The organism is Massilia sp. LMS1-1-1.1, assembly GCF_040815535.1.
Taxonomy (GTDB): domain Bacteria; phylum Pseudomonadota; class Gammaproteobacteria; order Burkholderiales; family Burkholderiaceae_D; genus Janthinobacterium; species Janthinobacterium aestuarii.
This window is the reverse complement of sequence record NZ_JBFPNG010000056.1, coordinates 512,375-534,608: the sequence shown is the minus strand read 5'-3', so window position 1 is coordinate 534,608 and position 22,234 is coordinate 512,375. Positions and strand designations below refer to the sequence as shown.

Below are 22,234 nucleotides of genomic sequence, written 5' to 3'. Positions count from 1 at the left end.
AAAGCGGCGTTGTTGGGGGCGTGAGCCCTTTTTAACTTCGACTCGCACGTCGGGGAAAATCGGGGGCTTGCACGGAGCGGCCGCTCCCGATACAAAAACTCGGGTTTTCACACAGCCTGGGGCGAAAGCGGACACTGCAATACAGTCGCACGTCGGACCAAGGTGGTATGCAGCCAAGGCCTTCATTGTCCTGGCTGCACGCGTGTCAGCGGCAGCCTGAAATCAGCGCGCCATTTCCTGTGCGAGCGTGGCCACCAACTGCGCCGCCCCCATCTCCCGCGCCAGCGGCGCGCCCTGACCAGCCCACTGCGCTGCGAATTCGCTGTTGCCGTGCTGGCTGGCTAGCGCGTTCAATTGTTTGGCGGCATCGTAGGCGACCGGGTAGTCGGCTGGCGGCGGGCTGCCTGGCGCTTCGCCGTGTTCGATCAGACGGTTCACCATGCCGCGCGCCAGGCGGCCCGATAGCACGCTGGTCAGGCGCGTGCTTGCGGCACGTTCGCTTTTCAGGTTGGCGCGGTAGCCGGCGTTGGCTGACGATTCCGGACATAGCAGGAACGCCGTGCCCAGCTGGGCGGCGGCCGCGCCCAGGTCCAGCGCGGCGCGGATGCCTTGTCCATCCATGATGCCGCCGGCGGCGATCAGGGGCAGGGCGGTGCTGCCTGCCAGCAGGCGCAGCAGCACGCTGGTGCTGTGGCGCTCGTCCGGCGCTTGCGGGTCGAAAACCCCGCGATGGCCACCCGCTTCCACGCCTTGCGCCACGATGGCGTCGACCCCGGCCTGTTCGATCAGCGCCGCTTCGCGCAGATTCGTGGCCGTGGCCAGCGTGTAGATGCCGGCATGGCGCAAGGCGGCGATCTGCTGCGTCGTTGGCAAGCCGAAATGGAAGCTGACGACGGCCGGCCGCAGTTCCAGCAACAGCTCGAATGCCGCGTCATTGCCGATGAACGTTTCGTAGATTTCGTCGAGCGCCACGGGCGCGGCCGCGCCCAGCTCCGCAAACAGAGGCGCCAGGTGGGCCAGCCAGGCCGCTTCGCGCCGCGCATCCCTGACCGCCGGCGCATGGCAAAACACATTCACATTGAAGGGACGGTCCGTCAGCGCGCGCGTGTCCATGATTATCTGGCGCGCCTGCGCCACGGTGCCGGAGCCGATGGCCAGCGAACCGAGGCCGCCCGCGTTCGAGACGGCGGCGGCCATGCGCGGCGTGGAGATACCGGCCATCGGCGCCTGGATGATCGGCAACTGCAAGCCGAGGCGGTCGAGGAAGTGCTGGATTGAAGTCATGGTGTTTCCTTCACAAAGTTGAGGACATTGTGCAATATTCGTATTTGAAGAATATAATAGCACAATCATTTTGAAATAGAGAATGCGATGGACATGGAATCCCTGACGATTTTTTGCGCCGTGGCCAGTGAACTGAGCGTCACCCAGGCCGCAGCCAGGCTGGGGCGCGCGCCGTCCAGCGTCACCACGCGCATCCAGCAGCTGGAAGCCGATATCGGCGCGGAACTGTTCGTGCGCACGAATAAACGCATGGCGCTGACGGCGGCGGGCGAGCGCTTTCTCGAGTATGCGCAGCGTTTGCTGGCGCTGGCGGAAGAAGCGCGGCACGTCGTCACGGGCGGGAGAGAGGGCGGCACCTTGCGCGTCGGCAGCATGGAAAGCACGGCGGCCAGCCGCTTGCCGGCGCTGCTGGCCGCGTATCACGCCCGCTATCCGGCGACGCGCCTGGCGCTGAGCACGGGGCCGTCGCGCCCCTTGATCGAGCAAGTGCGCACGGGCCTGCTCGACTGCGCTTTTGTCGCCTTGCCACCAGCGTTCGGCGGCACCGCCGCCCTGAAAGAGCTGGGCCTCGCATCGACGCCCGTGTGGCGCGAGGAACTGTGCCTGCTGCTGCCGGCCAGCGAAGGGCAGGCGCGCAGCGCCATGGACGTGCGCACGCGCTCGCTGGCTGCCTTCCCGCAGGGCTGCACCTACCGCGCCATAGCCGAAGAGGTGCTGGGCGTGGCCGGCAGCACGCAGTGGCAGGTGCAGGAAATGAGTTCGTATCACACCATGATCGCCTGCGTGGCGGCCGGCGCGTGCGTGACCTTGCTGCCGGCCAGTGTGCTTTGGCTTTCTGACGCGCCGGCCACCTTGACAACGCTGCCCGCAGGGGAGATCGACACCGTGCTGGTGTGGCGTGCGGGATTCGACGTGCCCGCTTTTCAGCATTTGCTGGCGCAAGTGGGCGAGGCGGCGCTGTGAACGCGGCGGCCAGGCTGCGCGCGGCCATCGCCGCGGCCGTCATTCTTGCCATCGGCATGGGCTTTGGCCGCTTTGCCTTCACGGCCATCTATCCGCACATGGTCAGGGAGGGCGTGTTGAGCTTGCGCGACGGAAGTCTGGCCGCCTCGGCCAACTATGCCGGCTACTTGCTGGGCGCCATCCTGGCCATGCGCGCGCGGGCCCACAGCGCGCACCGGCTATGCCTGTGGTCGGTGGCCGGCACGGCGCTGTGCCTGGGCGTGCTGGCCTTGCCGCAGCCGGTCTGGCTCATCGTGGCGGTGCGTGGCGTGGCGGGCGTCTTCAGCGCCCTGGCCATGGTCGCCGCCTCGCTGTGGCTGCTGGTCCAGCGCGGACATGGTCGCGGCGCGCCGCTGCTGTATGCGGGCGTGGGCGCGGGCATCGCCGTGTCGGCCGAACTGCTGGTGCTGGCCTCGCAACTGGGCTGGCACAGCGCCGGCATGTGGCTGCTGCTGGCCGGCGTCACCGCGCTGGCAGGGCTGGCGGCCGCGCCCGCCATTGCCGCCAGTGGCCAGGAAACCCTGGCTGCACCGGCGCAAGCCGCCGCATCGGCCCTGGCGCCCGTGGCGCCGTGGCCGCTGGTGCTGATCTACGGATTGGCAGGATTTGGTTATATCGTCACGGCCACGTATTTGCCCGTGCTGGTCGGCGCGGCTTTGCCCGGGCTGAACTCCGCCCACGTGTGGGCCGTGTTCGGCCTTGGTGCGGCGCCGTCGTGTTTCCTGTGGCACCGGCTGCATGAGCGACTTGGCACGCGCCAGGCGCTGAGGCTCAATTTGCTGCTGCAGGCGCTGGGCGTGGCGCTTCCCGTGCTGGCGCCCACGGCCGCTGGCTATCTGCTCAGCGCCATCCTCGTCGGCGGCACGTTTGTCGGCACGGTGACCATCGCCATGCCGGCCGCGCAGCGGGCCGCCGTCAAGACAGGGAGCAACATGATGGCTATCATGACGGTGGTGTATGGCATCGGACAGATCATCGGCCCCGTGCTGGCCGGCAGCCTGTATGCGCAGTCGCACAGCTTCAACAGCGCCTTGCTGGCCGCCGCTGGCGCGCTGTTGCTGGCGATTCTCGTCAGCCTGCGGCTATGAAAATCAGAGAGCGAATGCGCAGCGCATGAAGTCGCGTCGGATGTCGTTGATACTGTCGAACTCGCGCGTGTAATACAGCTTGTTCGTCAGCAGCACCGCATAGCGGCCGCGCCGGGGGCTGAGCCACATGGCCGTGCCCGTGAAGCCCAGGTGGCACCAGACATCGTCTTGCACCCCTGTGCCTGCCGCCGGATGCCAGAACAGGCCGCGCGAGGGCTGCAGCTCGCCCGTCTGTACCCTCAGCGATTCCCTCACCCAGGCGGCGTCAAACACATCGCCATGCGGAGTCAGCATCGCCTTCAGGAAGCGCTGCAGGTCGGGCACGTTGGAAAACAGGCCGGCAATGCCGCACACGCCGCCCAGCAGCCGGGTTGAAAAGTCATGCACCGTGCCGGCAAGATGGACGCCTGCTTCGTCGCAGTATTCGGTCGGTGCGACCAGCTTGCCGTGCCGTGGCGCCACGGGACCATATCCCGTGGCGGCCATGCCCAGCGGCTGCAGCACATGCTTGGCAAGGGCCACATCCAGCGGCATGCCCAGCAGCCGCTCGATGACCAGGCCGAGGATCAGGGCCGCGCGGTCCGTGTATTCGACGGCTTGACCTGGTATGCCTTCCAGCGGCTCGCGCAGCACGCCGCGCACGATATCGTCGTACACCTCGCCATAGCTGGCGCGCAGGCGGGCGCGCAGCGGCAAGCCGGCCGTGTGCGTGAGCAGCTGGAAAATCGTGATGGGCCCCAGCGCGTAGCCTGCCGTGCCGGGCAAGACGTCGGCGAGCCGGCTGTCCAGGCGCAGGCGATTCTGCTTCACCAGCTGGCCGACCAGCGACCAGACGCTGATGATCTTGGTCAACGAAGCGATGTCGAACAAGGTGTCGACCTGCATCGCGGCGCTGGACGTTTCGGGCGTGAGCCGCCCGGCCGCGCCCATTGCGTGGTGGTCGACGGTGCCCACGGCCCAGGCCGCGCCTGGAAAAACGTGTTCGCGGACGCCGGCCTCTGCCAGCGCTGTCAGTTGGTCTGTGGGGTTTGTTATTGGCATGATGATTGTGCTGTGTTTATCTTGTGATCGTCTGTCGCTGCCACGCCCAGCCACCTTGCCACCGATTGCGCCACCCATTGCCCCTCGTCGAGCGGCAAGTCGTGGCCCGCGTCGCCGTGGATCAGGCAATCGGCCTGCCAGGCGCGGGCCAGGCGCTGCGAGCAGCGGTGGTCGACCAGTTGATCTTGCGCACCGGCCATCACCAGCACGGGCATGGGCGGGCGGCTTGCCGGGGCGCGGTAGCGGGCGGCCGACAGCAGCTGGCGCAGCGCGTTGCGGCGGCTGACCGGGTATTGCTGCTGGTAACTAAGCCAGTCGGCCAGCAGCGCGGGGTTGCCATGGGCATGCCTGCGGCTGGTCAGGCGCAGGATCAGCGCTTCCTGGCTGCCTGCGTCGCCCAGCAGCAGCTGGCGCAGCAGGGCGCCATAGTTCTGCCAGCGCAGGCGTTGATGGAAGGGACTGAACGGCCGCATGCTGGTGTTGATCAGCACGCAGCGGGCGATTTCCTGCGGGTAGCGGCTCGCCCATTCGACGGCCACCATGCCGCCCAGCGACAGGGCCAGCAAGTGGTAGGGCGCGGGGATGCCCCGCGCCAGCAGCTCCTGGCGGCAGTCTTCCATCATGGCTGCCACGCGGGTGGCGCTGTCCTGCGCGTGGCGCGTGCCATTGCCGGGCAGGTCGGGCGTGACGATGTGGGCGCCGGGCAGGGCGCGCGCCAGGGTGGCGGGAAAGCTGCCCCAGTGGCGCTGTTCGCGCATCAGGCCGCGTAATAAAATCCAGGTGGGCGAGCCGCTCATGACTCATACCATTGCGCCAGCGCGCGCCGGCGCTGGGCCTTGCGCAGCAAGCCTTCGGGCATCCAGCGGCCGTGGCTGCTGGCAGCGCGCATGAGGAAATCGAACCACACCAGATGCCGGCGCAGCACGCGCTGCAGGCGGTGCGCGGCCGTGGGGTTGAAGATGCTGACCCGGTTGAACAGCTGGCGCGGGTTTTTCTTGACCCAGCGCCACGAGCCCATTTCCAGGGTCAGCGGCAGGAACACGCGCCCGCTGTAGCTGGTGCCGTTCAGGTACAGATAGTCCCACAGGTCGCCATGCGTGCGGTATTGCCGGCTTTGCGGCTCGAACACATAGTTGTGGTTCGGGTAGCTCTGGCTGAACAGTTCTTCCAGCGCGCCGATTTCGGCCAGGTGGGCTATGGGCACCTTGGTATGCGCATGGGGAAACCAGATGCGGTCGCGCAAGCCGAAACCGGAATGGCAATCGAGGGCGATGCTGAACTGGCGCGACAGCAGTTCGCGCTCGACAAGGTCGCACACGGCCTGGCTTTCCACCTCCATCGGGCCATCCGCCGCGCCCCGGTACCAGGGCAGGCGGGCACTGTAGCGCTGTCCACCGAGCATGAACGGCACCTTTTCGCGCGCGCTCAAGGGTGCGTTGCGCATCAGATCCACGCCCTGCGGATTGCTGCGCGTCGCTTGCCACATGCCGCCGGGATTGACCAGCGGCATGAACACGAGGCGCATGGTTTCCAGCTGCTGGTGCAAGGTGGCGTCCCAGCGCAGGCGCGCGATCAGGCTTTCCAAAAAGGATAGCAGTACTTGCGTGCCGATGCGTTCGAGACCATGGATGCCGCCGAAAAAGCCCAGCACGGGCACGTCGCGGCCGGGATTGCCCATGGCGATCGAGTACACGGGAAACTCGCGCCCATCCATGGCGATGCTGCAGGGGGCGGCCACTTCCAGGTGGCTGCCGCCCTCGTCGATGAGGCGTTTCAGCATGACCAGCTCGGGCAGATTCTTTTCGATCATCAGGCGTCTGAAAGGGAAAGTAGCAGCCAGTGTAGCCGAAATAAGCGCCACGCCCGACGTCCCGCATGGCGAAATTTATTGATGGCAAGCATGTCACGAAGCCGTCATTTTTTGTGTGTAGGCTATTGCAGTTGATGCAAGAATTGTTACTTGGCAATGCCTTGTTGCCACGCAGTTTCCCCTCACACGATAGCGACTCGATAGCGATATGACAGGCAGCCCGGCATCCGTCCATGTGCTTGCGCTGGCGGGATACCTGGTACTGCTGGGTTTCCTGGCCACGGTGGGGCCCGTGCGGGCCCAGCCGGCCGATGGCGCCGTCTTGCAGTTCGATATCGCCGCGCAAAACCTGGGCGACGCGCTGGACCTGTACAGCCGCCGCACGGGCGTCGCCGTGCTGATGGACCAGCGCTACGCGCAGCGCCAGTCGGCCGCCGTGCGCGGCCCGTATGCGGCGGGTGCGGCCCTGCAAGCCTTGCTGGAAGGTACGGGCCTGCTATCGCGCCTGTCCGACGCGCAAGCCGTCATCGTGTATGCCCCGGCCGCGGCTTCAGCGGCGGCAACTGCCGCGGACTTGCCGCAGGCGGCCGTCGTGGCCGCCGCCGACATCCCGGGCGCCACGCAGGGCGGCGGCGACCATGCGGCCTATGTCAGCCGCTTGCAGCATGTGCTGCTGGGACTGCTGTGCCGCGCGGCGCAGACGCGTCCCGGCGGCTACCGCCTGGCGCTGCAACTGTATCTGAACCGTGCCGGCGTGGTGGACCGCGTGCACCTGCTCGACAGCACGGGTTTGCGCGCGCGCGACACGGCCATTGCGCGCGTCGTGCTGGGCATGCGCGTGGGCGCGGCGCCGCTGCCTTCGATGCCGCAGCCGGTCTCGATCCTGCTGCTGCCGCAAGGGCCGGGCAGTGAAGTCGATTGCGCCCCCAAGACCATGTCCGCGCCATGAGCATGCCCGACCTGCGCACCAAACTCAAACGCCACCTCAGTTCGCGCTACGCCGTGCTGCGCTGGCGTCTTGAGCGCGTCGTCGGCTGCAAGCACCATGCGGCCGATGCGCTGCAGGAAACCTGGCTGCGCCTCGAAGCGATGGTGGCGCCTGGTCCCGCAGCCGCGCCCGTCCACAATCCCGACGCCTACCTGCTGCGCATGGCGGCCAATATCGCCACCGATGCCTACCGCCGCGACCGCATCATCGTCACCGAGCGCGAACGCGAAGAGCTGATGGGCATGGCCGACGAGACCGGCGACGACATCAGCGACCCGGCCCGCATCGTCTCGGCGCGGCTCGACGTGCAGGCGCTCGACGCGGCGCTGGCGGGCCTGTCGCCGCGCCGCCGCGCCATCCTGACGGCGGCACGCATCGACGGCATGCTCAATGCGGAAATCGCCGAGCGCTTCGGCATTTCCGTGGCGATGGTAAAGAAAGAATTGCAGGCCGCCCTGCAACACTGTAAAACGTGCATGGCCGACGCCGATGCGGCCCAGCGCAGCGATGTGTCGGGCCGGCGTAAATATTGATGAATCCCATGACTGCTCCCGACCGCGATCCACGCGCCCCTTTAGATCATGCCGACACGGCCATTGGCCGGGAAGCCGCTGCCTGGTGGGCGCGGCTGCGTGCCGACGATTTTACGCAAGCCGACGCCGACGCCTTGCGCGCCTGGTGCGCGCTTAGCCCCGACCATGCGCGCGCCTGGCGCGAGCTCAAGCAAGTGTGGCAGGCGCTCGACCCCGCCTTGACCCGCGCCGCCGCACCGCAGCAGGCGGCCGTGCTGGCGTTCCCGGCGCGTCCCGGGCGCCGTGCTTTTCTCGGTGGCGCGCTGGCGGCCGGCGTGGCCGTGCTGGCCTTGCGTCCGCCTCTGGGCGCCTGGCCGTCGCTGCAGGAGCTGAGCGCCGACTACCGCACGGGCACGGGCGAGCAGCGGCAAGTGGCCCTGTCGCGGCAGATGACGGTGCAGATGAATACGCAGACGCGCATCAATGTGCGGGCGCCGGAAGCGATCGAACTGCTGGGTGGCGAAGCGGAAATTCTTGCCAGCGGCGCGCGCCAGCCCGTATCGGTGGTGGCGGGCGCGGGGCGTTTATTGGCGCAGTCGGCCCGCTTCAATGTGCGCCACACGGACGACGCCGTGTGCGTCACCTGCCTGGCCGGCGCCGTGGACGTGGTCTGGCAGCAGCGCCGCCAGACTCTCGATGCGGGGCAGCAACTGGTCTACGACGAGCGGGGCGTGCAGGCGGCCACGGCCGCGCCGGCAGAGGAAGCCAGCGCGTGGCGCACGGGCGCGCTGTCGTTTGCCGGCCAGCCGCTGGCCCGCGTGGTCGATGAAATCAACCGCTACCGTCCGGGCAGGGTCGTACTGCGCAATGCCGAGCTGGGCCGGCGCCTCGTGCGCATGCGCTTTTCCATCACCCAGATGGATGGCGCGCTGGCGATGATACGCGACTTGACGGGGGCGCAAATGACCAGCCTGCCAGGCGGCATCGTGCTGCTCAGCTGAAGTGCGGCGCGTGCCAGGGTGCGCCGCAAAAAATATTTTCCAAAAGTATTATCCCTTCCGCCGCCCAGCTACGTCATGGAGGCATGGACGCTTGCGCTAACGCCAGGCTCCGTTCCCTTCTCTCTAGCCAGGAAACCATTGCCATGACCAAGCTTCACACTGCCCAGCGCCCAGTCCCCACGTCCACGCTGGGCAGCCGCTTGCGGCTCACGCCGCTCGCTTACGCATTGACCACCATGCTGATGGCGGGCGCCTTTACCACGCCGGCGCGCGCGCAGCAGGCGTTCAGCGGCGGCTGGTTCGCGGCCAAGGGCGCGGCACAAAATACGGCGGCCACGTCGGGCCGCCTGCCGAATGGCCAGCCGCTGCCGCTGGGCAGCCGCCCAGAGGGCCAGCAACAGCAGGCGAACCAGCAGTTGCAGCGCTCGCTCAACAACCTGAACCTGGCCGCGCGCGCCATCGCCGCGCAGCAAGCGGCCCAGGCGCAGGCGCGCCAGGCAGCTGGTGGCGGTGTCAGCTTGCCGAACGGCCTGGCGCAGGGCGGCTTGCAGGTCGACACCAACAGCCTGACGGCCGGCTGGCTTAACGCCCAGGCGCCCGTGCAGACGGTAGCGGCAGGCAAGACGGCCGTGCTGGTGCAGCAGACGGCGGACAAGGCTGTCCTGAACTGGGAAACCTTCAATGTGGGCAAGGACACGACCCTGACTTTCCAGCAGCAGAAGGACTGGGCCGTGCTGAACCGGGTCAACGATCCGCAAGCGCGGCCCAGCCAGATCCAGGGCCAGATCAAGGCCGACGGCACGGTGCTGATTGCTAACCGCAACGGCATCGTGTTTACCGGCACGAGCCAGGTCGACACGCGCAGCCTGGTGGCGGCCGCGGCCCGCATCAGCGATACGCAATTCCAGAAGAACGGCATCTACAGCCCCGGCACGGCCGGCGCCGCGACGTTCACGGAGGCGGACGGCAAGGTGCTGGTGCAGGCCGGCGCGCGCCTGGCCAGCAATGCGCCCAAGGGCAGCACGGAAGGCGGCGGCTACGTGATGCTGCTGGGCAAGGAGGTCCACAATGCTGGCGAGATCAATACGCCGAAAGGCCAGGCCCTGCTGGCGGCGGGCGACGGTTTTACCATCAAGAAAGGCGTGGGCACGGATGGCAACCCGCTGTCGACCACGCGCGGCAGCGAAGTCACGCCGCAGTTCGCGGCCGCCAGCACGGCGGGCAAGGTCGTCAACACGGGCCTGATCCAGGCGCGCGAAGGCGACATCACTCTTGCCGGGCGCGACGTGCGGCAGGACGGCGTGCTGCTGTCGTCCACCACGGCGGCCACGCGCGGCACGATACACTTCAACGCCCTGGGCGGCGACGCTGCCGTGACTCTGGGACGCGGCGCCACCACGGCCATCCTCGTCGAGGACGACGGCAAGACGATGGCGCTCGACAGCCAGCGCGACGCCATGCGCGGCCCGGCCGTGACGACGGAGCAGAATATCTCGCTCGTCAACGACCGCCGCGACCAGTCGCGCATCGAGATCGGCAGCGCCGGCACGGTGGAATTCCTCGGCGACTCGCTGACCCTGGCCACGGGCGGCCAGCTCGCCGTCAACGCGGGCAGCCGCAGCCTCGTGCGCGATGGTGCCCAGCTCGACGTTTCCGGCGCCGTGGGCGTCAAGGTGGCGATGTCTGCGAACAATGTCGAGATCAACGTGCAGGGCAACGAGCAGCGCGATGCGCCCGTCAACCGCGACGGCAAGGCCTTGATCAACAGCAGCATCTGGGTGGACCGCCGCAAGCTCGTGTTCGTACCGAAAGGCACGAACGGCTATGACAGCGACCGCTGGTACACGGCCGGCGGCTTGCTGGAAGTAGCTGGCTACCTGGGCACGCAAGGCCATTCCGTCAGTGAATGGATGGCGCAGGGCGGCACGGTGAGCTTCGACGGCAAGGATGTCGTCACGCAGCTTGGCTCCAGCATCAACCTGTCCGGCGGCACTTTGGACGTGCAGACGGGGGCCGTGCGCCAGACCTGGCTCAAAGGCGCGGACGGCAAGCTGCACGAGGCGGGCAGCGCGCCCGGCGACTTGCAGTATATGGGCGTCTACAAGGGTTACGAGGAGGAACACGCGCGCTGGGGCAAGGATGCCAGCGCCTTCTACGCCAATCCCCTGATCGCCGCGCAACTGCGTCTGGAAAACGGCTACACGGCGGGGCGCGACGCGGGCAAGTTGGTGGTCGCCACGGGGTCGGCCGTGCTGGAAGGGGGGATCGCCGGCGACGTCTTCCAGGGCGAACGCCAGGTACAGGCGCCGCAAGCGCTGCTCGACGGCTACCAGCAGTCGCAGTTCGCGGCCGCGCAGCGGGGACAATTGATCGTTGGCCAGTATCAGCCCATGTTCGACAAGCGCACGGGCGTGCTGCAGCATGCCTTGTCGGCCGTCATGGACGAGGTGCGCCTGACGCGCGTGCAGGACGGCATCGCCGCTGGCCTCGACGTGACAGGCATGCTGGACGCTGAGCGCCAGGGCAAGCTGCTGCTCGACACCACCTTGCTGAACAGCCAGCAGCTGGGCGCCATCCGCATCGCGGCCAAGGGCGCGGTCACCGTCGACAGTGCGCTGCAGGTGGCCGATGGCGGCAACATCACCCTGTTCGGCAATGACGTGGCCATCAACGCCAGCCTGCGCAGCCATGGCGGCAGCATCGCGGCCGGCAATGTGCTGAACCAGATCGGCGCGCTGGGCATGGTCGACACCGTCGTCATCCCGGGCGGGTCCGCGGGCAAGCTGGTGCTGGCCGATGGCGTGAGCCTGGACACCAGCGGCTTGCTCAGCAATGTACTGCGCGACCCGCTGGCCGCCGCCGGCTTGCCCTACATGAATGGCGGCAATGTTTCGCTGCGGGCGAACGGCGACGTGCGCATCGGCAATGGCAGCCTGATCGACGTGAGCTCGGGCGCGGCCATCCTGTCGCAGGCGAAACAGCAGGGCGGCAAGGGTGGCAACGTGAGCCTGGTCAGCTATGGGCCGAAGGCCGACCTGGTGCTGGGCGAGGGCGCACAAGTGCGCGGCCATGGCGTGGCGGGCGGCGGCAAGCTGGAATTGCAGGCGAACAAGATCGTGATCGGTCAGGCCGAGACGGAACAGAAAGGCGCCCTGCAACTGGACGGCGATTTCTTCGACCAGGGCTTTTCCAGCTACAGCCTGGTCGGCAAGCAGGGCGTGGCGGTGGCGGACGGCGCCCGGGTCGACGTGCGCATGCCCGTGCTGCGCGTGGTGGACAACGAGAAACTGGCCGTCTGGACGCCGGAGCAGGTCACGGAAAATGCGCTCAAGGGCACCTTGACGCAGCGCAAGGGCGCCAGCCTGGCCTTGCAGGTGGGCGACGCGCAGTCCGATGCGGCCGACATGGCCAGCGCCGAACTGCTGGTCGGCAAGGGCGCCGTGGTAAGTGTCGATGCGGGCCAGTCCATCAAGCTGTCCAGTGTGGGCCAGCTGACGGTGGACGGGCGTCTGAACGCCTGGGGCGGCAAGATCAGCCTGGGCGGCGTGGGCGTCGGCGTGAGTGTGTCCGAAGCCGTGGAGGCGGCCGGCCATGGCCGTTCCCTGTGGATAGGCGAGAATGCCGTGCTCGACGTCGCGTCGCGCGCCGTCACGGCCACGGATGCGCAGGGCCGTCGCTACGGCAAGGTGGTCGATGGCGGCAGCATCATCGTCGGCGGCGAGATCAACCATGCGCAGGGCAGCACGTCGGCGGCCAGCCTGTTCGTCGTCGTGCGCGATGGTGCCGTGCTCGACGCTTCCGGCGCGCATGCCGTGCTCGACGTGAACGGCGCGGCCGTCGACGTGGCCAGCGCGGGCGGCAGCATCGCGCTGGCGTCGAACAACGGCTTGTACCTGGACGGCCAGTTGCTGGCCCGGGCGGGCGGCGCGGGCGCGGCGGGCGGCACCCTGTCCGTGGCCACGGGTTCGCCCGAATATCTGAAAGTGCTGGCCACGGACAAGGTGCTGCAGGGGCGCCAGCTGGCGCTGACGCAGCGCCAGGGCGCCAGCGACCTGGCCGAAAACGTGAGTGCCCGGGACGCGGCGGCAACGCTGCAGTACGGCCACGGCCGTTTTTCCGTGGAGCAGGTTGAAGCGGGCGGCTTCGGCAGCCTGGCCCTGCTGGGCGCCGCCTCCTTCGATGGCGACGTGTCGCTGCATCTGCAGCAAAGCTTCCAGCTGTACGGTGCGCCCGTGCTGACACCAGGCAGCAAGCCCGGCGCGAAGATCGGCATCGCGGCGCCCTATGTGCGCCTGGCCAGCATCAAGCCGGTCGGACGCGATTTCTATGTCGCGCCAGGCACGGCGGGCGAGTCGCCGGTCGCCGGCCAGGTCAGCATGACGGGCGGCCTGATCGACGTGCGCGGCCTGGTCAATATCGTTGCCGACGACGTGCGCCTGAGCAGCCGCGGCGACTTGCGCTTCCTGCTGTCCCCGCTGGGCTGGGGCGGCGCGGAGGCGACGACGGTGCTGTCCTCGCCGGGCGACATGACCCTCAGCGCGGCCCAGCTGTACCCGGACACGGGCGCCGGCGCCGCCGTACGCGTCGGTTATGGCCGCACCGATGGAAAGTTTGGCTACGACCCGGCGCGCAGCCTGCGCATCGCTCGCACGACCGATGGCGTGCCGGCCATGCCGTATTCCGCCTTCGGCTCGCTGGAACTGGAGGCTGCGCATATCGAGCAGGGCGGCGTGGTGCGCGCACCGCTGGGCCGTCTGGCGATCGGCGCGGCCCGCTATGACAATGACAAGAGCTTGACTGTCAATCTGCTGGCCAACAGCATCAGCTCCGTCAGCGGCGCCGGCCTGGTCATGCCGTATGGCGGCACGGTCGATGGCCAGAGCTGGAACGTGGACGGCAAGCTGGCCGCCTTCATGGGCGTGGGCGGCTTCAATGCCCAGGGCGGCCTGCGCGTCGGCATGGAAATGGCCGGCGTGGCCGTGCACGTGCAGCCGGGCGCGCTGCTCGACCTGTCCGGCGGCGGCGAACTGACGGGCGCCGGCTTCATCGCGGGCCGCGGCGGTTCCACCGATGCGCGCACCCACCCGCTGGTGCAGGTGGGGGCGAACGGCGGTTTTGTCTTGCCGGGCCTGGCGACGAATCCCGTGTACGCCATCGTGCCCGGTGTGCAGGCGCCGCAAGCGCCTTCGGGCGCCGCCGATGCGGTCATTGGCCGGCAAGTGACGATAGGCAGCGGCGTGCCGGGCCTGGCGGCCGGCACCTATACACTGATGCCGTCGACGTACGCCTTGCTGCCGGGCGCCTTCCGCGTGGAGCTGAACGGCCTGGCAGGCCAGGGCGGCGCCGGCTCGCTGGCGCAGCAGCTGCGCAACGGTTCCTGGGCCGCGCCAGGCACCCTGTCGATCGCCGGCACGGACATCCGCGCGCCGCTGGCCAGCCAGCTGATAATCACGCCGGCCAAGGTCTTGCGCACGTATTCCCAGTACAACGAAATGGGCTATGCCGCGTTTGCCCTGGCCGATGCGCAAACGCGCGGCATTCCCCGCGCGATGCTGCCGTCCGATGCGAAAACGCTCAAGCTGACCATGGCGCCCGGCGGCGGCCTCGAGACGTTCCAGTTCCAGGGCGCCGGCAAGTTCGCGGCGGCCGAGGGCGGCTATGGCGGCACCGTGGTGCTGATGTCGAACGATAGCTCGACTGGCGAAATTGAAATCCTCGCCGACGGCGCGCCAGCCAGCGGCGGCGCAAAACAGGTCAGCATACGCGCTTCAAGCCTGAACAATATCGGCGCGGCCCGCATCGTGGTGGGCAATTCGCCCACGGTGGAATATGGCCAGGGCGGCAATTACGTGAACTTCGGCGTCCAGTCGGCGCGCGCCATCTACCTGCGCGCCGGCGCCGTCCTGTCGGCGCCCGAAGTGTTCCTGGTCGCCCAGGACCCGAGCAACGTGCAATTGGGCAATGGCGTGATCGATATCGCGGCCGGCGCAGGCATCAACACCCTGGGCCGCGGCAAGGCCGCGTACGACGCCAACGATGGCTTTATCTACAAGAGCCGTCCGGACGTGCACGTGCTGGCCGCATCGAACGGCTTGCTCAATGTGGCGCCCGTCAGCGGCGCGACGCGCGGCGGCATCCGCATCGGCATGTGCGCCGCCGCTTGCGCCGGCACAGGCACGGGTACAGCGAGCCTGTACTCGGAAGGTACCTTGCTGCTGGCGACCAGCGGCAGCTTCCAGCTGGACGACACGGCCCGCTACGGCACGCGCAACCTGAGCCTGGCCGTGGGCGCCATCAATATCGGCTCGAACGAGGCGCTGGCGGCGGCCCAGGCCAGCGGCACGCGTCCCGCCGGACTGACCCTGAACCAGGGCCTGCTGGACCGATTGCTGCGCGGCGACACCAGCACGGGCGCGCCAGCGCTGCAGGCGCTGATGTTGAACGCGGCCGACAGCGTCAATTTCTATGGCGACGTGGTGCTCGACACCTACGACAAGACGAGCGGAAAATCGAACCTGGAGCGCCTGGTGCTGACCACGCCGGCCATGTACGGCCAGGGCGATGCCGGCACGGTGGCCACCATCCGCACGGCCAACCTGATCTGGGGCGGCGCCCTGTCGCCGGCCGGCAATGTGATTGCGCGCGGCGCCGGCACGGGCAGCGGCACCCTGAACCTGGAAGCGGAACGCATCGATTTCGGCTTCGGCCCGTTCACGCAGCCGGCCGGCGTCGCCACCTTCGACCGCATGGCGCTGGGTTTTGGCACCGTCAACCTGAAAGCGTCGGGCCAGGTCACGGCCAACCACAAGGGCAGCCTGTCCGTCCACCAGGCGCAGGGCGCGTATGAGACGGGCAAGGGTTACCAGTACAGCGGCGGCAATCTGAACATCGTCACGCCGCTGCTGACGGGCGACGCCGGTTCCGCGCACAGCTACACGGCGGGCAGCGCGCTGACCGTGACGGCGCCTGCCGGCGCGGCGGCAGCCATTCCCGCCAAGAATAACGCCGCGCTGGGCGCCCAGCTGGCCTTGCACGGCGACAGCGTGAACGTGGCCACGGCCGTGGTGCTGCCGAGCGGCAAGCTCATGATCAGCGCGCAGCACGACATCACTGTGGCCGACGGCGCGCGCATCGACATGGCGGGCCGCAAGAGCACTTTCTTCGACGTGCAAAAATACAGCTGGGGCGGCGACGTGAGCCTGGACAGCCGCGCCGGCGACATCCGCGCAGCGAACGGCAGCGTGATCGACCTGTCGGCCGAGAACAACCGTGCCGGCAGCCTGAAAGCCGTGGCCCTCGATGCCGCGGCCGGCATGGTGGAGCTGCAAGGCAAGATATTGGGCGGCGCCAGTGGCAGCTATGACGCGGGCGGCACTGTGGTGCCATACAAGAACGGCAGCGTGGACGTGCGCGCGCACACCCTGGGCGCGGGCGGGACCCTGGACGGCCAGTTCGCCGCGCTCAACACGCGCCTGAACGAGGGCGGCGTGACGGGCGCGCGCAGCTTCCAGCTGAAACAGGGCGACTTGACCATCGGCAATGAACTGAAGGCGGGCGACGTGCAGGTGGCCGTCGACAATGGCCGCCTGACGGTGGCCGGCGTGATCGATGCCAGCGGCGAGCGCGTGGGCAGCATCCGCCTGGCCGGCAAGCATGGCGTCACCCTGGCCAACAACGCCGTGCTCGACGCGCATGGCACCGTCCTGCGCGTCGACAGCTATGGCAAGATCATCGACAGCCCGAACCGGGCCATGGTGGAACTGAACGGGGGCGAAGGTGTGCTGGACCTGGCCGGCGGCGCGCAGATCGACGTGCGCCACGGCACGGCGGCCGTGGCCGGCAAGGGCAAGGGAGAATATGACGGCGCCGCGCGCGGCACGGTGGAATTGACGGCGCCGCGCCTGGGCAGCGGCGGTACAAGCAAGGACGTCGACGCCGCCACCTTTGGCGATATCGGCGTCCGTGCCGGCGAGGGTTTCACCATCCGCGGCGCGAAATCGATCGCCGTCAACGCCATGCAGCGCTATGACGATGCGGCCTACGCCACAGTGCCGGGCGCCAACGGGCAGCCCGTGCAAGACCTGTCGGCCAGCGGCCGCCCGTACCAGGTGGTCAACCAGGCTTACCTCGACAGCAAGCATGCGGACAGCACGGCCTTCATCGACGCGGCCCTGGCCAATACGAATTTGCGCAATGGCAAGCTGGCGGGCTTGAACACGGCCGCGTATGCCGATGCGCTGCACCTGCGTCCCGGTGTCGACATCGTCAGCAAGACGGCGGACGGCGACCTGGTGGTGCAGGGCGACCTGGACTTGTCCGGCATGCGCTACGCCAGCCTCAATCCCCGCTTCCAGCAGACGAATGTGCGCGGCTCGGGCGAGGTGGGCAGCCTGCTGCTGCGCGCCGGCGGCGATCTGAGCATTTACGGCAGCATCAATGACGGCTTCGCGCCGCCGCCGTCCACCCAGGACGACATCGGCTGGAAATTGCTGCCGGGGCGCGACATCAACGGCAGCGACGTCATCGTGCCGGGCAAGGGCGTGACCCTGGCCGACGGCACCGTCTTCCCGGGCGGTGTCACGCTCAATTACGACGTGCCAGTCAAGGCCCTCAGTTTCCGCGCCAACACGCGCCTGCCCGTGGGCGTGGTCCTGAACCAGAAGCTCACCGTGCCGGCCGGCACGGTACTGGCCGCTGCCGTGCGCGACAGCGCCGGCAATATCGTCCACGCGGCGGGTACCTTGCTGGCCACGGAACAGACCTTTACTGCCGGCATGCGGCTCGACGCGGGCAGCGTGATCGCGCAAATGGTCAAGGTGCGCCCCATGACGTGGCCGAAAGGCGTTGCCTTGCCGGGCTTGCTGGGCGAGCTCAACGTGGTCACGCTCAGTGGCAAGGTGGCGCTGCCGGTCGGCGCGCTGATCCCGAACGGCACGGACGTCAAGCTGTTGCCCGGCGTGGATGCCATCGAGCTGCGCCCGGAAGTGGCGGGCAGCCAAGGCAAGCTGTGGGCCGTCGCGCCCATGCTGGCCGAAGGTTCGCAATCGTGGGGCATGCGCCTGGTGGCCGGGGCCGACCTGGACGCGGCCGACACGCGCAGCGTGCAGGCGCACCCGTCGCACGGCACCTTGCGCCTGGCGGACAGCCATTACGGCATGTATGGCGTCATAATCCCGCCGAAGGGCGTGCAGCACTGGACGCAGGCGGCGCAGGAGCTGGGCGAGCGCGAGGGCATCGTCGGCATCGTGGCGGGCGAACCGATCACCGAGGAATTCATCAGCCAGTTCGGCCAGACCGTGGCGGAGTTTTGCGCTGGCGACGCCAGCATGTGCGTGCTGAAGGTAGCCTATGTGTGGACCAAGGCCGGCGCCGAAGAATTCGCCGACCCCAGCGTGAAGGCGGGCGACGTGGTCGACCTGGCCGGCCTGAACTGGCCCACCATGTGCGAGGAAAATCTCACCTGGTGCACCACGTCCAGCCCCACGTATGACTACAAGGCGTCCAGCCTGCGCCACAGCGTGCTGCGCACGGGTACGGGCGACCTGGACCTCGTCAGCGGCGGCGACTTGCGCGTGGACAGCCTGTACGGCGTGTACACGGCCGGCATGTCGTCCATGGCGACGACGGCCGGCGACCCGTACAACCTGGCGCGCGCGCGCAATCTGGACGGCAAGGTGCTGGCCAACCCCGATGGTGCGCATGAACGCCTGGTCGATGGCGGCGCCGACAGCATTTACCGGGCATGGTATCCGGACCAGGGCGGCAATCTGCTGCTGCGGGTGGCGGGTGACCTGAGCGGCTCGCTGGTCGGCGCGTCCGCCGCCACCAATGGGCGTCCCGTCAACACGGATGGCATGGGCGATTCGGTAGCGGTGGGCAACTGGCTGTGGCGCCAGGGCAGCGGTGGCGTGGCTACGGGCGGTCCGGCCCAGCCGACGGCGTGGTGGATCAATTTCGGCAGCTACGTGGGCCGCGATACCCTGGCCGATACCGTGCTGGGCTTTACGGGCTTCGGCACCCTGGGTGGCGGCAACGTGCGCGCCGACGTGGCGGGCGATGCGGGCGTGCTGGCGCCCAAGGTTGCCACCGTGTATGACATCAACATCAATCCGCGCTCGCAGGGCTTGCTGCTGGCCGTGGGCAGCACGGGCCGCGTGCTGGCCGATGGCAGCCTGCAACTGACGGGCGGCGGCGACCTGGATCTGCGCGTGGGCGGCGCCCTCAATCCCGCCAGCCAGTCAGGCGGCGGCCACTTGAATGGCGCGCTGGTCGACTTGCGCGGCCACGTGGACGTGGCCGCAACGCAACTGGGCAATGTCGCGCTGCAGTACGGCACGCGCTCGACCGACCACGTGCCGCTGGAAACGCGCGCCTTCGACGCCTTCCACGCCACGCGCGCCACGCCGCAGGGCGGCATGACCCTGGTGCCCGGCGACGCCACCGTCAGCGTGGCAACACTGGGCGATCAGGTGCTGCAGGACGTGGCCGACCCGGGCCGCGTGCCGATGTTCAACGCCGCGTCGTTCATCAGCGCGTCGGGCGAGCCGGGCGCCGGCTACAGCTGGTTCAGCCTGTGGACGCCGCGCACGGCGCTCGACCTGTTCTCCGCCGGCGGCAACATGACGCCGCTGACGGCGCCGATCGGCACGGCCACCGACCTGGCCGTCGTCTACCCGTCCATCGTGCGGGCCGCGGCCGCGAATGGCAGCTTGTACTATGGCAAGACCATCTCGGACTGGGGTGGTGCGACCGCGTATGCCGATCCTTTGCTGCTGGCGCCGTCGGGCTACGCCCAGCTGGAGTGGCTGGCCGGCGATTCCATCTATGCGGGCGGCTATGCCGTCAGCCAGTCCGGCGCGGCCGCCGACAGCATGGCCACGCCGTTCAAGCCGGCCTTCGAAGCCTGGAATCTCAGGCCTGGCAGCCTGACGTCGGCGGGCGGCAATGTTTCGGGCTCGGGCGTGCCATCGTCGCAGTGGAACTTTCCGCTGTTCGCCTTCGGGCCCGATTCCGCCGCCGGTCCGGCCAACAACGGCACGCAAGTCGCGCGTATCTATGCCGTGAAGGGCGATCTGATCGGCGTCAATAGCGGCCGCATGGTCGCGTTCTACGACGCCAAGCACGCGGGCATCACCTGGTACGAGGGGGCGCAACCGGTCTGGATGAGGGCGGGCCGCGATATCGTCGGCAGCGGCACGGCGCTGCTGGAAGCCATCGACGGCAGGGGCGGTAGCGACATGATGTTCCGCAATTACAGCAACCTGTTCGTGCATAACAACGCGTTCGACGTGTCGGTGGTGTCGGCCGGACGCGATATCCTTGGCAGTTCCTTCAACGTGGCCGGCCCCGGCACGCTCGACATCAGCGCCGGGCGCAATATATTGATGCAGGACAAGGGCAGCGTCGTCAGCCTCGGTCCCGTCGTCGCGGGTGACAAGCGCCCGGGCGCCGGCATCGCCATGCAGGCCGGTGTGGGCGCGGCCGGCCTCGACTACCTGCGCTTCGTCAAGCCCTATCTTGACCCGGCGAACGTGGCGAAGACGGGCGTGCCGCTGGCCGACCAGGCCGGCAAGGTGGTGAAAGCGTACGACGGCGAACTGGCGACCTGGCTCGGTGAGCGCTACGGCTTCAAGGGCACGGCCGCCGAAGCGCTGGCCTACTTCCTGGCCTTGCCCGAGCCGCAGCAGCGCGTGTTTGCCCGTAACGTGTATTTCGCGGAACTGAAGGCGGGCGGGCGCGAGTTCAACGATGCGGACAATGCGCGCTACGGCAGCTTCCTGCGCAGCCGCAACGCCATCGCGGGCCTGGCGCCAGCCACGGACGTGAATGGCAAGGCGATTTCCTATGCGGGCGACATCATCATGTACCGCGGCCTGTACGCCAAGCGCAACGACGGCGAGCAGCGCTGGGATTACTTCCCCCGCAGCGGCTACGTGCATACGAACTTCGGCGGCGATATCCAGATGCTGACGCCGGGCGGCAAGCAGGTGCTGGGCATCGAAGGCGAGGCGCCGCCGTCGACGTCGGGTGTGATCACCAAGGGCGGCGGCAATATCGGCCTGTTCTCGCACGGCAGCATCCTGCTGGGCCAGAGCCGCATCATGACGACGTTCGGCGGCGACATCCTCGGCTGGTCGTCGACGGGCGACATCAACGCGGGCCGCGGCTCGAAGTCGACCATCGTCTACACGCCGCCCAAGCGCGTGTATGACAGCTGGGGCAACGTGACCCTGTCGTCCGACGTGCCCAGCACGGGCGCCGGCATCGCCACCCTGGCGCCGATCGCCGAAGTGCCGGCCGGCGACGTGGACTTGCTGGCCCCGCTGGGCACCATCGACGCGGGCGAGGCGGGCATACGCGTGTCGGGCAACGTCAACCTGGCCGCGCTGACCGTGATGAACGCGGCGAACATCCAGGTCAAGGGCGAAGCCAAGGGCATGCCGGCCGTGGCGTCCGTCAACGTGGCGGCCATGACGAACGCCAGCGCGGCCGCCACGCAGGCCACGGCCGCCGCCCAGGACGTGGTGCAGCGCGAGCGCGCCGCCACCCGTTCGGCGCAGCCATCGGTGTTTACGGTGCGCGTGCTGGGGTTTGGCAATGACGCGCCACCGGACAGCGCGCAAGCGGCGCCGCAGGATGGCGCGCGCATCGAGGCGGCCGACTACAACCCGCGCAGCGCCGTGCGCGTGCTGGGCCTGGGCCCGCTGCCGGAATCGGCCACGCGCCAGCTGACGGCGCAAGAGCGCAGCAGGTTGTCGCCATGATGGCCGGCCTGGTGAATATGACGGCTGCCTTGCCCTTGCGCATGACGGGCATGGCTTGGTACCGCCCGGCCATCCGCCCCCGGCAGCAGGCGGCCAACGACGTGGCGCCAGGGCAGGGCGCCCGCCTGCAGGCTGTGCTGGAAGGCAATTACGCGGCCCTGCACCGGCGCCTGGCGCGCCACCTGGGTTGCGCCGAGCTGGCCAGCGACAGCCTGCACGACGCCTGGCTGCGCCTGGGCGCGCTGACGGCCGGGGACGCGGACGGAGCTGCGCTGGCGCATAGCCCCGCCGCCTATGTGTTCCGCGTGGCGTCCAATGCGGCCATGGACAGCCTGCGCCGCAACCGCGCCTGGCTGTATGCGGACGATGGCGATGGGAGTGGTGCCGGCCTCGTCGATTTCCTCGCCGATACGGCGGCCGGGCCGGAACGCCTGGCCGAGCTGCAGGCCGACGTGCGCCGGCTGGCGCAGGCTGTCGATTTGCTGCCGCGGCGCCACCGGCAAGTGCTCGAAGCGCTGCGCGTGGACGAGCTGACCCGCCAGGAAGTGGCCGAGCGGCACGACATGTCCTTGCGTAACGTCGATACGGCCTTGCGCCAGGCGCTCGACCATTGCGCCCGCCACACGGGCTACGCGGCGCAGGGCGGCGTCGGCACGTCCCGGCGTAGCCTCAGGCTGAACGTTCGTTTGCGTACAGACGCGTAGGAATCCGGCCGTCAGACTGCTGCTTCGGGCCTGCATGCGC

General features: G+C 68.5%; 11 protein-coding genes. 7 read left to right on the top strand and 4 right to left on the bottom strand.

Annotated elements, in window-relative coordinates; translation table 11 throughout:
- Positions 1-222 precede the first annotated feature (222 nt).
- On the bottom strand, positions 223-1,284 hold the full coding sequence (locus tag MRBLMS1_RS26895) for an NAD(P)H-dependent flavin oxidoreductase (RefSeq protein WP_485883327.1): 1,062 nt from the start codon (positions 1,282-1,284) through the stop codon (positions 223-225).
- A gap of 87 nt (positions 1,285-1,371) precedes the next feature.
- On the opposite strand from MRBLMS1_RS26895, the gene MRBLMS1_RS26890 reads away from it, so the two are divergent.
- Positions 1,372-2,247 (top strand): LysR family transcriptional regulator, encoded by an 876-nt coding sequence (locus MRBLMS1_RS26890; RefSeq protein ID WP_485883325.1) that lies wholly within the window; start codon positions 1,372-1,374, stop codon positions 2,245-2,247.
- Positions 2,244-3,374 (top strand): YbfB/YjiJ family MFS transporter, encoded by a 1,131-nt coding sequence (locus tag MRBLMS1_RS26885; RefSeq protein WP_485883323.1) that lies wholly within the window; start codon positions 2,244-2,246, stop codon positions 3,372-3,374. Before MRBLMS1_RS26890 ends, MRBLMS1_RS26885 begins: the two co-directional genes overlap by 4 nt.
- Positions 3,375-3,377: 3 nt before the next feature.
- Here MRBLMS1_RS26885 and MRBLMS1_RS26880 read toward each other — a convergent pair whose 3' ends face one another.
- The 3 genes from MRBLMS1_RS26880 to MRBLMS1_RS26870 are packed head-to-tail and all read right to left on the bottom strand — an operon-like array spanning position 3,378 to position 6,225.
- On the bottom strand, positions 3,378-4,415 hold the full coding sequence (locus MRBLMS1_RS26880; protein ID WP_485883321.1) for a serine hydrolase domain-containing protein: 1,038 nt from the start codon (positions 4,413-4,415) through the stop codon (positions 3,378-3,380).
- Positions 4,406-5,212 carry an alpha/beta fold hydrolase gene (locus MRBLMS1_RS26875; RefSeq protein ID WP_485883319.1) on the bottom strand — a complete coding sequence of 269 codons (807 nt, stop codon included), beginning with the start codon at positions 5,210-5,212 and terminating at the stop codon, positions 4,406-4,408. Before MRBLMS1_RS26875 ends, MRBLMS1_RS26880 begins: the two co-directional genes overlap by 10 nt.
- Complete coding sequence (locus MRBLMS1_RS26870) at positions 5,209-6,225, bottom strand: M14 family zinc carboxypeptidase (protein WP_485883317.1); 1,017 nt, start codon at positions 6,223-6,225, stop codon at positions 5,209-5,211. Before MRBLMS1_RS26870 ends, MRBLMS1_RS26875 begins: the two co-directional genes overlap by 4 nt.
- 208 nt (positions 6,226-6,433) lie before the next feature.
- On the opposite strand from MRBLMS1_RS26870, the gene MRBLMS1_RS26865 reads away from it, so the two are divergent.
- From MRBLMS1_RS26865 to MRBLMS1_RS26845, 5 genes are all read left to right on the top strand, one after another.
- Positions 6,434-7,174, top strand: coding sequence for a hypothetical protein (locus tag MRBLMS1_RS26865; protein WP_485883315.1), 741 nt, complete (start codon positions 6,434-6,436; stop codon positions 7,172-7,174).
- Positions 7,171-7,746 carry an RNA polymerase sigma factor gene (locus MRBLMS1_RS26860; protein WP_128139482.1) on the top strand — a complete coding sequence of 192 codons (576 nt, stop codon included), beginning with the start codon at positions 7,171-7,173 and terminating at the stop codon, positions 7,744-7,746. Before MRBLMS1_RS26865 ends, MRBLMS1_RS26860 begins: the two co-directional genes overlap by 4 nt.
- A gap of 8 nt (positions 7,747-7,754) precedes the next feature.
- On the top strand, positions 7,755-8,726 hold the full coding sequence (locus tag MRBLMS1_RS26855; RefSeq protein ID WP_485883313.1) for a FecR family protein: 972 nt from the start codon (positions 7,755-7,757) through the stop codon (positions 8,724-8,726).
- Positions 8,727-8,869: 143 nt separating this feature from the next.
- On the top strand, positions 8,870-21,490 hold the full coding sequence (locus tag MRBLMS1_RS26850; RefSeq protein ID WP_485883311.1) for a filamentous haemagglutinin family protein: 12,621 nt from the start codon (positions 8,870-8,872) through the stop codon (positions 21,488-21,490).
- Positions 21,487-22,194, top strand: coding sequence for an RNA polymerase sigma factor (locus tag MRBLMS1_RS26845; RefSeq protein ID WP_485883308.1), 708 nt, complete (start codon positions 21,487-21,489; stop codon positions 22,192-22,194). Before MRBLMS1_RS26850 ends, MRBLMS1_RS26845 begins: the two co-directional genes overlap by 4 nt.
- Positions 22,195-22,234: the final 40 nt, after the last annotated feature.